10 protein-coding genes are annotated in these 11540 nt (G+C 65.0%); 1 reads left to right on the top strand and 9 read right to left on the bottom strand.

The window, feature by feature from the left end; translation table 11 throughout:
- Positions 1-90: 90 nt before the first annotated feature.
- Both IB261_RS18285 and IB261_RS18280 read right to left on the bottom strand, forming a co-directional pair.
- A complete protein-coding gene (locus tag IB261_RS18285) occupies positions 91-1065 on the bottom strand; it encodes a FecR domain-containing protein (protein ID WP_192381431.1) in 975 nt (324 codons plus the stop codon).
- Complete coding sequence (locus IB261_RS18280) at positions 1062-1607, bottom strand: sigma-70 family RNA polymerase sigma factor (protein WP_151187540.1); 546 nt, start codon at positions 1605-1607, stop codon at positions 1062-1064. Before IB261_RS18280 ends, IB261_RS18285 begins: the two co-directional genes overlap by 4 nt.
- A 182-nt stretch (positions 1608-1789) precedes the next feature.
- Here IB261_RS18280 and IB261_RS18275 point away from each other — a divergent pair, with 182 nt between their 5' ends.
- Positions 1790-3220 (top strand): IS1182 family transposase, encoded by a 1431-nt coding sequence (locus tag IB261_RS18275; protein ID WP_192383925.1) that lies wholly within the window; start codon positions 1790-1792, stop codon positions 3218-3220.
- A 312-nt stretch (positions 3221-3532) separates the two neighbouring features.
- Here the strand turns inward: IB261_RS18275 and IB261_RS18270 are convergent, their stop codons facing one another.
- The 7 genes from IB261_RS18270 to IB261_RS18240 form a co-directional block, all read right to left on the bottom strand.
- On the bottom strand, positions 3533-4960 hold the full coding sequence (locus IB261_RS18270; RefSeq protein ID WP_192382792.1) for a DUF3336 domain-containing protein: 1428 nt from the start codon (positions 4958-4960) through the stop codon (positions 3533-3535).
- 64 nt (positions 4961-5024) lie between these two features.
- On the bottom strand, positions 5025-6527 hold the full coding sequence (locus IB261_RS18265; RefSeq protein WP_192382791.1) for a wax ester/triacylglycerol synthase family O-acyltransferase: 1503 nt from the start codon (positions 6525-6527) through the stop codon (positions 5025-5027).
- Between the two features lie 71 nt (positions 6528-6598).
- Positions 6599-8587, bottom strand: a complete 1989-nt coding sequence (locus tag IB261_RS18260; RefSeq protein WP_192382790.1) for an alkyl/aryl-sulfatase — start codon at positions 8585-8587, stop codon at positions 6599-6601.
- A gap of 38 nt (positions 8588-8625) precedes the next feature.
- On the bottom strand, positions 8626-9450 hold the full coding sequence (locus tag IB261_RS18255) for an SDR family NAD(P)-dependent oxidoreductase (RefSeq protein WP_192382789.1): 825 nt from the start codon (positions 9448-9450) through the stop codon (positions 8626-8628).
- 11 nt (positions 9451-9461) lie between these two features.
- On the bottom strand, positions 9462-9881 hold the full coding sequence (locus IB261_RS18250) for a MaoC family dehydratase (RefSeq protein ID WP_192382788.1): 420 nt from the start codon (positions 9879-9881) through the stop codon (positions 9462-9464).
- A 14-nt stretch (positions 9882-9895) separates the two neighbouring features.
- Positions 9896-10336 carry a MaoC family dehydratase N-terminal domain-containing protein gene (locus IB261_RS18245; RefSeq protein WP_192382787.1) on the bottom strand — a complete coding sequence of 147 codons (441 nt, stop codon included), beginning with the start codon at positions 10334-10336 and terminating at the stop codon, positions 9896-9898.
- Positions 10337-10352: 16 nt separating this feature from the next.
- Positions 10353-11540, bottom strand: coding sequence for a lipid-transfer protein (locus tag IB261_RS18240; protein WP_192382786.1), 1188 nt, complete (start codon positions 11538-11540; stop codon positions 10353-10355).

Genomic DNA, 11540 nt, shown 5'->3' with positions numbered 1-11540 from the left:
CGCGCTCCTTGGCAATGACAGTGTGTTTTCCTGTTTGCCGAAGGGCTCGGAAAAACCCGTAATCGTTATCGAGAAGTTTTTGCATTCAGTTCAGCGGGCGACGACACGAGTCCACAGCGGTGTGAAACGCTGGACGCGCAGTGGCATTGAGTCGCTCAGGGCGTCGAGGGCGTTGTCGATGTCGTCGAGTTGGAAGACGCCCGAGACTTCCAGGTTGGCGATGGACGGGTCGCAACTGAGCCATCCCTGGCGGTAGCGTCCGATTTCCTCGATCAGATCGGCCATTCGCATCCGTTTCGCCACCAGTTGGTTGCGCGTCCATGCACTGGCGTTCATGGTGCTGTGTTCGACCTGTCGAGTGCTGGAGTCGAGGATCAGATATTCCTCGCCCGCCATCACCCGGATCGGCTGCGCCTCTGCGCGATGGATGGCGACGATCCCGTCCTCGACCCGCAGGCGAGTTGCGTTGGCTTCATCGCGTACGGAAAAGGCAGTGCCGATAGCCTGCAATCGGGCATGACGGCTCTCTACCCAGAGGCTGCGGTAACCCGCCGGTGCGTCGCTGTCCTTCCCCGAGTCGATGAAGATCTCGCCGCGCAGCAAGGTGATCGTTCGTCGCTGTGCGGTAAATCGCACGTCCACTGCACTGGAGGTATTGAGTTGCAGACGAGTGCCGTCGCCCAGAAAGAACTGCTGATGTTCGCCGACACCGGTGACGTAGTCTGCGCCCCAGGTTGCCAGCGGGCGTTCGCGCATCCCCCAACCACCCAGGCCGCTGATTGCCACGCCGAAACCCAGCATCTTGAGGGCCTGGCGGCGGCCGTGGCGCTTGCCCTGCAGACGCTGCAGGATATCCAGCGCGACCCCGCCGGGTAGTTCGGCCATGCGCCCGAAGGCCGACTCGCTGGACTGCAAGGCTTGCCAGGCGGTTTCGTGAATAGGGTCGGCCTGCCGCCAGAGCAGACAGTCGGCGTGCGTTTGTTCGTCCGCATAGCCTGATTGCAGACGCACCAGCCAGCCGATGGCCTGGTCGAGCACCGCATCCGGCAACTCTCTGCTACTCATCGCTGGGCCAGGAAGCAGTGGCGGATAGCGGTGGCCATGTATTTCTCCACCGAGCTCAGGCTCACGCCCAGACGTTCGGCGATCTCCTTGTAGCCCAGACCCTCCAGCCGCGACAGCAGGAACGCGCTGCGTACCTTCGGTGCCAAGCCATCGAGCAGGGCATCGATGCATGCGAGGGTTTCCAGCAGGATCAGCTGTGTTTCCGGGGAAGGCACCTCCGCCTCGGGCAAGCAGGCGATAGCCTCCAGATAGGCCTGCTCGATGCGTTGGCGGCGCACTCGGTCAATCAGCAGTCCTCTTGCGATGACACTCAGCCAGGCGCGAGGTTGCCGTACCTCCTGCAGTGGTAGCGGCTTGCCGAGGATATGCACAAATGTATCGTGGGCCAGATCGGCAGCGTTATCCGCATGACGCAGCCGCTTGCGCAACCAGCCAAGCAACCAGGCGTGATGATCGAGATACAGGGTCTGGAGCTCGGTGTGCCGGGTGCTGGAGACAGACGGAGAGGACAACGCGAATCCTTGCGTGATAACGACTTGCATATGAGAAGTTATCGCATCTTAAGTGGGCGTTGATGCATCGGCAAGAAAAACGAAAACGGGGCGTGGTGTTTACACCGGTGCGCGATCGAGATTTTCACATGTCTGCTATTGGTCCAGGCTGTGTAAAAACGTGGCTAGTGCTCTTGCTATCCTGCCGTCGGCAGTCATAGCGGGGGCAGTCCATGAAGCGTTTCATCCAAGGCGAGCATCGAGGCCAATGCACACTGCTGCCCGAGAGCCTGGATGATTACGTCGCGGACACCAACCCGGTGCGAGTAGTCGATGTGTTCATCGATGAACTCGATCTCGGGCGGTTGGGCTTCGGCGGCGTGGTTCCCGCCGAAACTGGCCGCCCTGCGTATCACCCGGCCGTCCTGCTGAAGATCTATATCTACGGTTACCTCAACCGCATCCAGTCGAGTCGCCGCCTCGAACGTGAAGCACAACGCAACGTCGAGTTGATGTGGCTGACCGGACGCCTGATGCCGGACTTCAAGACCATCGCCAACTTCCGCAAGGACAACGGCAAAGCCATCCGTGGTGTCTGCCGGCAGTTCGTGGTGCTGTGCCAGCAGCTCGGTTTGTTCTCCGAAGCGCTGGTGGCTATCGACGGCAGCAAGTTCAAGGCGGTCAACAATCGCGACCGCAACTTCACCAGTGCCAAGCTGCAACGGCGAATGGAGGAGATCGAATCCAGCATCAGCCGCTACCTCACCGCGCTGGACACTGCCGACCGACAAGAGCCTGCTGTGGCACGGGCCAAATCCGAGCGTTTGCACAGCAAGATTGCCGCCCTGAAAACCAAGATGCAGGAACTCAGGGATATCGAAGCTCAGCTGGAGGCCACCCCGGACAAACAGATTTCTCTTACTGACCCTGACGCTCGCTCGATGATGACGCGCGGCACAGGCATGGTCGGTTACAACGTCCAGGCTGCGGTTGAGGCGAAGCATCACCTGATCGTGACGCACGAGGTCACCAACAATGGCATCGACCGCGATCAACTGAGTGCGATGGCCAAGCAAGCGCGGGTGGCAATGGGAACGCAATCGCTGTCGGTGGTTGCCGATCGTGGCTACTTCAAGAGCGAGGAAATCCTCGCCTGCCATGCGGCTGGCATCACCGCCTTCGTCCCCAAGGCCAAGACCTCAGGCGCTGCCGCAGCGGGGCGCTTTGGTCGAGATGATTTTATTTACGACACAGCCCAGAACGAGTACCGCTGCCCAGCCGGAGAACGCCTGATCTGGCGTTTTTCGACGGTGGAGAAAGGCCTGAAGCTGCATCGTTACTGGAGTTCGAATTGCCAGGGCTGTGCGTTGAAAGATCAGTGCACACCGAGCGCGCAGCGGCGAGTGAGTCGCTGGGAACACGAGTCGGTGCTCGACGCGATGCAGTCTCGCCTGGATCAGGCACCGGAGATGATGCGCATCCGCCGGCAGACAGTGGAGCATCCTTTCGGCACATTGAAGGCCTGGATGGGCGCCACCCATTTCCTCACCAAGACGCTCAACCGCGTAAGCACGGAAATGAGCCTGCATGTGCTCGCCTATAACTTCAAACGGGTGCTGAACCTGTTGGGCAATAGTGCGCTGATAGCGGCAATGAAGGCCTGAAACCCCATTGGCAGCCATCCGAACGCGTCGCACAGAATCGTGGAAGCAGCACTTGCCGAATCAACTGAATGCCCAGGATGGGCACACCACGCGTCCAGGAGGCCGCTGGATATCGTTAAAACCAATCCATATCTGGCTACCCAGCGCTCGCTGTGTTTTTACACGGCCTGGGCCGAAAGCCGCCGCTGGCAAATGGCAGCTTTCAACGCCGGATGGCTTCCGCCGCACCGTTCGCCGTTTGCAGCTCGACAGAAGCGCCGGAATTCGCCAGACCAGGCCTGTGCGTCAGGCCCGCCTTCTACGGCATCGGGCTCACATTGACCAAAGACGTCTGCGCAGGATGTCATCCAGCGTGCGGCTTATGGCTGTGCAGTTTCGGACCATCTCCATGCGCTCCCAGGTGGCCTGCTCGCCTTTACGCACCAGCTTGCGCAACTCGGCCAGGGGCAGCGGTGCGAGCAGCTTGAGCGGGTTGTGCCAGCGCTTACCGAGGAACAGGTTGATGTCGGCGGTGTAGTCCTGCGCCAGGATGCTGTAGCCCAGGTGCTGCCAGCGAGCGAGGGTGGGGTTGCGCAGGCGCAGGTGGTCGCGGCCCAGGCGCAGCATGTGGGTCGCCACACCTTTGCCGAGGCGGATCTGCCGGTTCACCGCGCTCTGCAGCAGGTTCGGCCGGGTGTCGGGATTGGGCGTGAAGAGCAGCGCCGCCGGGTTGGCCATGCTGGAAATGAAGTGGTTGACCCCGTACAGGCGGCCGAGGCGCTTGGCCGGCAGGTCGTCGAGGAAGGAGCCGTCGATCCACTGCTGTTCCGGCAGGTAGGGAACCTGCAGGCCGGCGGCATTCTTCGCCTGCAGGGTGACCGGTGGGTAGATGCCGGAGATCGCGCAGGACGCCATGATTGCAGAACGCACCAGCACCGTCGGAGCCGTGATGGCGTTGAGCAGGCGCGGTGCCTGTCTGGGCTGCAGGCCGGTGACGGTGATGTTCAGGTGGCGGCCGCTGGCCTTGTACGCTTGGGCGAAGGTCAGGTCTGGAATCAGTCGCTGCAGGTAGCTGGCCAGGTCATTGGCTTCAAGTGTCGTTCGTGCCAGCGGACGTCGCTGGCGTTGCACTTGCATCAGCAGGTGCTCGGCCTGCAGGCGCTCCGGCAGCTCGGCATCGCTGTGGGTGCAGGCAATGGCAGCGAGAATCGAGCCGGCGCTGGAACCGGAGATGATCCGCGGCAGCAGTCCCTGCTCGAGCAGGGCCTTGAGCACGCCGGCGTGGAAGTAACCGAGTACCGCGCCGCCACTGAGCATCAGCGCCGAGCGACCGAAGCAGTGGCTGGCGCGCAGGAAGAAGTCCTTGCGTTCGGCCAGCGGTATGACGTTGTCGTCGAGCGCGTCGATGGCGGCCAGCGCGCGGCAGACTTCCTCGATGTACTGGTGGATCAGGTGCTTGGTGCCCAGGTGCGAATGGCCATACAGGGACGCCTTGCCCATGCCGGCAAGGTTTCCGTGGATACCCTCGTTGAGGGCGAACATCAGGCCGCCATAATCGCTGGCGTTGTGCAGGTCGCGTAGGCGTTCGAAGCGCTGGCGCACGGTGCGGTAGTCGTAGTCCGCGCAGACTTCGTTGCGTCGCCAGTCATCCATGCCGGTGGCCTGGTCATGGGCGGTCGCGTGCTGCGCCCACTCCTGGTAGCTGTGCGCATGGTCCATCCTGTCCTGCCATTGGCGGGCCGCCGACTTCTGCCTGAACATCGTTTCCTTCCTGTGCTGTGCGCGCTGACTTTCGGGTTGGGCCGCTCGGTGGACGGCCCGGACTTCAAGGGTTGCCGGGCTCTGCCTGGCCCCGGGTGGCAGGGCGCCTGCGTGGCGCGGCGGGCTTGTCCTCGGTCGGGCCGGTAGGGTTGTCGCGGGCGAGCGCCAGGTACTCGTCGGTGGACTCCTGCAGGCAGGCCATGTACACGTCCATGTCCGGCAGCATCTGCCGGTCGGCCAGAACCCCGAGGATGATCTGCCCGTAGAGGCTGGTGATGCCGTGGCTCAGGCCCATGCCGTCGAGCACCGGGACGATGGGGTAGGTGGCGAGGATCTCGGCACCGGCGAAGTACTTCTTCTCGGCGCCATTGGTCGGCCCCGGCACGTTGGTGATCAGGGTGTTCTGCAGGTGGAAGCGGCCGACGTAGCGGACCTGGTTCTGCAACCAGCCCCCGAACATGCGCACCGGCGCCGGGAGCATGTCGCCCAGGGAGGTTATCAGCTCGTGCATCACCTCCCTGGCCAGCGGCGCGCCGCGCCGGGTCCGTTCGGTGATGGCCTGCAGGCGCTGCTGCGGGTCCGACAGGTCGGTGCCCACGCCAATGAGCATCATCGAGATCAGGTTGCCCATGTCCCGGCGTGCGCCTTCCGGGCGCATGGCCACCGGGCACAGCGCGACTAGCGACTGGTCCACCGGCAGGGCTTCGCGGCGCAGCAGGTAGCGCCGCAGGGCGCCGGCGATGATCGCGATGATCACGTCATTCAGCGTGGCGCCGGGAGCGCAGCGGCGAATCTGCTTGAGCTCGGCGATCGGCCAGCAGGTGGCGCCGTAGGTGCGGTGTGGCGAAACCGGGGCATTGAACAGGGTGGTCGGCACGCGGTGCTGGTCCGGGCTGGCCTCACCGCGCAACTGGGTGACCAGCTGCACGCTCTTGTGCGCGACGCTGTAGCCGGCGCGGGCGCTGCGCAGCGATTGGCCGAGCAGGCGCGGCATGGTCTTGGCCCACATCTGCGCGCGGGTCGGCATCCGCTCGTTGAGCGGCTGGCGATAGGGGTTCTCGTCGAATTCGACCTGGTCGTCCATCAGCAGGGTGGTGATCTCCACCCCGGACTTGCCGTCGACGTAGGCATGGTGGAAGCGCAGCAGCAGGGCGAAGCTGCCCGGCGGGACACCTTCGACATTGTTCAGCCCCTCGATGATGGTGATGTCCCAGGGCGCGCGCTCCATGTCCAGGCTGCGCGACATCATCCGTGCGGTGAAGATGCACAGCTGGCGCCAGTCGCCGGGCTGCGGCAGGCCGACATGGCGGATGTGGTACTCCAGGTCGAAGTGCTTGTCCTCCAGCCAGTACGGGTCGTCCAGGCGGAACGGCGCGTGCTGCAGGCGCCGGCGGAACAGCGAGGTGCCGCTCAGGCGGCTGTCGATGAAGCGAATGATGTCCTTGTGCCGGACCAGTCCATTGGGCGCGGATCGCTGGTCGCAGATCCACAGGCCGCCGATGACCATCGGCTGGTGCGGGGCGTCGGAGTAGAAGAACTGCGCGTCCATGGGGGTGAGTTGCTTCATGCTGACTGTTCCGGCGCGGGCCGGCCTCGAAGGGGATGTCCCGCACCGGGCAGGCCCGGTGCGGGAGGGCGTCACGGGGTGACGATGTTGAACTGCGGGGCCGGGCTGTCGATCATGCCGAGGAAGGCGCCCAGCGCCTTGGCGTCGCCGTCGAGCTTGATGTCGCCCTGCTTGATGGCGGTGGGGAAGTCCAGCTTGCGCAGGCTGATCTGGTCCAGCGTGCTCTTGGCCAGGGTTACGGTGACGGTCGGGTTGGCGCTCTTCTCGTCGTTGCGATGGGTCAGCACGCCGTTGCGCAGGGTCACTGCGTAGTCCTTGCCGAGGTCGCTGAACACCCAGTTCATCAACATGTCGTGCCCCTGGGCCTTGTCCGAATCCAGGCGGATCGCCAGGAAGTCGAAGAACTGGCCGGGCTCCATGCTCTTCACCACGTCGGCCTTGGTCGCCCCGGCGTCATACACCGGCACGCCGCCGCGCAGCTCCATGGCGCCGGTCAGGTAGATGTTGCGCCAGAGGGCGTTCTCCGCCTGGTAGCCGAGCTGCTCCAGGGCGTCGGCCTGCAGGGCCTTGGCCTGCTGGTTGTCCGGCTGGGCGAAGATCAGGTGATTGCCCAGGGTCGCCGCCCAGCGGTAATCGCCCTTGTCGATGGCCGCGCGAACCAGCTTGAGCACCGCATCGGCGCCACCCAGCGCCTCGACGTAGTGGTTGCCGGTATCCACCGGGGTGAGCGGGTTGAGGTTCGCCGGGTTGCCGTCGTAGAAGCCCAGGTAGCGCTGGTACACGGCGCGCGAGTTGTGGCTGAGGGAGCCGTAGTAGCCGCGGGTGTACCACTTCTTCTCCAGCTCGCCGGGCAGCTTGTCCATCTTCTCGGCGATTTCGGTGGAGGTCAGGCCCTGGTTCATCAGGTGCAGGGTGCGGTCGTTGAGGAAGGCGTACATGTCACGCTGGTCGGCCAGCAGCGTGCGGATGCGCTCGCCGCCCCAGGTCGGCCAGTTGTGCGAGACGAACATCACGTCGGTCTTGTCGCCATAGCGCTCCAGGCTGGCGTCGAGGTACTGCGACCAGGCCTTGGCGTCACGCACCAGTGCGCCGCGCGGGGTGAGGATGTTGTGCATCATCTGCGTGCTGTTCTCTGACATGCACAGCGCGCGCAGCTGCGGGAAGTAGAAGTTCATCTCCGCCGGCGCTTCGGTACCGGGGGTGAGCTGGAACTCGATCTGGATGCCGGCAACGGTGTGGGTTTCATACTCGTTGCGGATCAGGTCGGTCGGCGCGATCAGCGTGAAGGTGCCGCCCGAGGGCAGCGCCTTGCCCATGCCGACGTCCAGCTGCCCGCGCTCGCCGCGCGGCAGGAAGGTGCCGAACTGGAACTGCGAGCGGCGGCTCATGGCGTTGCCGGCGAAGATGTTCTCGCTGATGGCGTGTTCCATGAAGCCGGACGGGGCGAAGATCTTCACCTTGCCACTCTTCACGTCCTCCTCGTCGACCACCCCGCGCACGCCGCCGAAGTGGTCGCCGTGGCTGTGGCTGTAGCCCACGCCGACGATGGGCTTCTTCGGCCGGTGCTGGTAGTACAGCTCCAGCGCCGCGCGGGCGGTTTCGGCATAGGTCAGCGGATCGATGACGAACAGGCCGTCCTTGCCTTCGATGATGGTCATGTTCGACACGTCCATCCCGCGCAGCTGGTAGATGCCGTCCGCGACCTGGAACAGGCCCGCATGGTTGTTCAGTTGGGCAGCGCGCCAGAGGCTCGGGTTGACCGTGTCGGGGGCCTTGTCCGCGTCGAGGAAATCATGCGCCTGGCTGTCCCACACGACCCTTCCGGCGGCGTTGCGAATCTGCCCCTTGAAGGGTGCGACCAGCCCGCGGGTGACCGACTCGTAGTCGCTGCGGTCGCTGAAGGGCAGCACCTTGAGCACCTCGGCATTCTTCGCTGCGGTCAGGCTGCTCGCAGGCTGGCTGGCGTCAGGTTCGGCGGCCAGCAGCGGCAGGTGGAGGCTGGCGGCGATGGCGCCGGCCAGCAGGCTGTGAGGCAGGTAACGACTGATCCGGGACTTCATGCGTGACTCCATGTTCTTGTTCTGGATGCCAAGGCGGGCTATTGGAGGTTGCCGGCCACGGCGATGGTCTGCGCGGTGATGTAGTTGGATTCGGGTGAGCAGAACAGGTACACCGCGTCGGCCGCTTCCTGCACGCTGCCGGGGCGACCCAGCGGGTTGCGCTGGGCGAAGGACTTCGCCGCCTCGGGGCTGATGCCGACGCGGATGTCGCGGCCCTCGATGTTCACCGTCGCGCCAGCATGGGCGTCGGCGCGGGTCATGCGGGTTTCGATGAAGCCGAAGGCCACCGCGTTGACGTTGACCTTGAAGCGGCCCCACTCGCGGGCCAGTGCGCGGGTCATGCCGGCGACACCGGCCTTGGCGCCGCTGTAGTTGATCTGCCCGGCGTTGCCGTTGAGCGCGGACACCGAGGAGATATTCACTACCTTGCGGAACACCTCGCGCCCGGCTTCGGCGTCGGCCTGGGCCTGCGCCTTGATGACCGGGTAGGCGGCGCGGAAGATGCGGAAGGGCGCGGTCATGTGGCAGTCGAGGATGGCGTACCACTGCTCGTCGCTCATCTTCTGCACCACGTCGTCCCAGGTGTAGCCGGCGTTGTTGACGATGATGTCGATGCCCTTGAAGCTCTCCATCGCGGTGCGGATGTAGCGCTCGGCGAAGTCCGGCGCGCTGACGTTGCCGTGGCAGACCGCCGCCGCACCGCCCAGGTCGCGGATCATTGCCGCGGTTTCCTGCGCCGGTGCCAGGTCCAGGTCGTTGAGCACGATGCGTGCGCCTTCGCTGGCCAGCTTGAGTGCGATGGCCTGGCCGATGCCACGGCCGGAACCGGTGACCAGCGCCACCTTGCCGTCGAGTTTTGCCATGTTCTTGCTCCTTACTGCAGGGCGACGATGGCGTCGCCGACGATGCGGGTTTCGCCGTACTGGTTGGTGGTCTGGATTTCCAGCTTCACGCGCTGTTCGCCCTCGGCCTCGAACTTCTCCACCACCTTGCCGCTGCAGGTGATCTGGTGGCCGAGGTGGGTGATGCCGGCGAAGCGCACGGCGAAGCCGCGCAGCTGGCGCTGGTCGACCCAGCCGGTCAGCAGGCGGCCGAGGTAGGCCATGGACAGCATGCCGTGGGCGAACACGTCGACCATGCCGGCCTTGCGCGCGTAGTCGATGTCGATGTGGATCGGGTTGTGGTCGCCCGAGGCGCCGGCGAACAGCGCCAGGGTGGTGCGGTTGATCGGCGCCAGGGTCAGCGGCGGCAGGCTGTCGCCGACCTGCACGGAGTCGAATCGAACGTTGCTCATGGTGGGCCTCCGGATCAGCCGTTGCGGTGGACGAGGGTGGTACGCAGGGTCGCCACGGGCTCGCCGCGCTGGTTGCTGACCTTCGACTCGCGGACCACGAAGCTCAGCGCGCCGCCTTTCTTGTCGTAGATGTCGGTGATGCGCACGTCGAAGTGCAGCGTGTCGCCGGCATAGGCCATGCGCTGGTAGGTGAAGGATTCCTCGCCGTGAAGGATGCGCGAGGAGACGATCCCCAGTTCGTCGCGCCAGGCCTGGTTGGGCATCTGGAAAGCCAGCGAGAAGAGGAAGGTCGGCGGCAGCGGCAGGCCGGGATGGCCGGCGTCGCGGGCGGCCTGCTCGTCGAAGTAGACCGGGTCGGTCTCGCCGATGGCCTTGGCGAAGAAGCGCAGCTGGCCGGCTTCGGCGACGGCGCTGAACGAGGGCAGGACCTTGCCGATGTGTTTGCTATCGATCATCTGGAAACTCCCGCCGTCAGTTCTTCTGGTACACAGTGACCACGCCCGCGCCGCCGAGGCCGAGGTTGTGCTGCACAGCGATGCGCGCCGCTTCGACCTGACGATCCCCGGCCGTGCCGCGCAGCTGGTGGGTCAGCTCGTAGCACTGGGCCAGGCCGGTGGCGCCCAGCGGGTGGCCCTTGGAAAGCAGGCCGCCGGACGGGTTGACCACCCAGCGTCCGCCGTAGGTGTTGTCACCGTCGTTCACCAGCTTCTCGCCTTCGCCCTCGGCGCACAGGCCGAGGCCTTCGTAGGTGAGCAGCTCGTTCTGGGCAAAGCAGTCGTGCAGTTCGATCACGTCGATGTCGTTGACGCCGATGCCGGCCTGTTCGTAGGCCTGCTGTGCGGCCAGGCGGGTGACCTCGAAGCCGACCACGCGGATCATGTCGCGGGTGTCGAAGGACGCCGGAATATCGGTGGCCATCGACTGGCCGGCGATCAGCACGTCGGTGCGCAGGCCGTGCTTCTTCGCGAAGGCTTCGGAAACCACGATGGCCGCCGCCGCGCCGCAGGTGGGCGGGCAGGCCATCAGGCGGGTCAGCACGCCGGGCCAGAGAACCACATCGTTCATCACCTGTTCGGTGGTCACCACGTTGCGGAACACCGCCAGCGGGTTGCGCGCGGCGTGGCGGCTGGCCTTGGCGCGAATGGCGGCGAAGGTTTCCAGCTTGGTGCCGTACTTCTGCATGTGCGCGCGGCCGGCGCCGGCGAACTGGCGAATGGCATTGCTGGGTACGTCGATGCCGGTCACCAGCTCGCTGACCACCGCGTTGGCGCGCTCCAGCGCTGCCGGGCGATCCGGCCAGGCGGACTTCAGCGCGCCCGGGTTCATCTGTTCGAAGCCCACCGCCAGCGCACAGTCCACCGCGCCGCTGGCCACCGCCTGGCGGGCGAGGAAGAGGGCGGAGGAACCGGTGGCGCAGTTGTTGTTGACGTTGAGCACCGGGATGCCGGTCATGCCGGCGTGATACACGGCTTTCTGGCCGCAGCAGGAATCGCCGTAGACGTAGCCGGCGTAGGCCTGCTGCACCAGGCGGTAGTCGATGCCGGCGTCTTCCAGCGCCTGGCGGATCGCCTGGGCCGCCATCACGTCGTAGAAGTCGCTGGTTCCGGGCTTCCTGAACTGGATCATGCCGACGCCGGCGACGAATGCTTTCTGGCTCAT

Source organism: Pseudomonas sp. PDM20 (genome assembly GCF_014852575.3).
Taxonomy (GTDB): Bacteria; Pseudomonadota; Gammaproteobacteria; order Pseudomonadales; family Pseudomonadaceae; genus Pseudomonas.
The sequence above is the reverse complement of the archived record's forward strand: the minus strand, read 5'-3'. Positions and strand labels throughout refer to the sequence as shown.

Coding starts and splice junctions, on each gene's coding strand:
- IB261_RS18255 (WP_192382789.1), bottom strand. CDS start 9,450: ATGGCAAAACTCGACGGCAAGGTGGCGCTGGTCACCGGTTCCGGCCGT.
- IB261_RS18250 (WP_192382788.1), bottom strand. CDS start 9,881: ATGAGCAACGTTCGATTCGACTCCGTGCAGGTCGGCGACAGCCTGCCG.
- IB261_RS18275 (WP_192383925.1), top strand. CDS start 1,790: ATGAAGCGTTTCATCCAAGGCGAGCATCGAGGCCAATGCACACTGCTG.
- IB261_RS18285 (WP_192381431.1), bottom strand. CDS start 1,065: ATGAGTAGCAGAGAGTTGCCGGATGCGGTGCTCGACCAGGCCATCGGC.
- IB261_RS18240 (WP_192382786.1), bottom strand. CDS start 11,540: ATGAGCCAGAAAGCATTCGTCGCCGGCGTCGGCATGATCCAGTTCAGG.
- IB261_RS18260 (WP_192382790.1), bottom strand. CDS start 8,587: ATGAAGTCCCGGATCAGTCGTTACCTGCCTCACAGCCTGCTGGCCGGC.
- IB261_RS18270 (WP_192382792.1), bottom strand. CDS start 4,960: ATGTTCAGGCAGAAGTCGGCGGCCCGCCAATGGCAGGACAGGATGGAC.
- IB261_RS18265 (WP_192382791.1), bottom strand. CDS start 6,527: ATGAAGCAACTCACCCCCATGGACGCGCAGTTCTTCTACTCCGACGCC.
- IB261_RS18280 (WP_151187540.1), bottom strand. CDS start 1,607: ATGCAAGTCGTTATCACGCAAGGATTCGCGTTGTCCTCTCCGTCTGTC.
- IB261_RS18245 (WP_192382787.1), bottom strand. CDS start 10,336: ATGATCGATAGCAAACACATCGGCAAGGTCCTGCCCTCGTTCAGCGCC.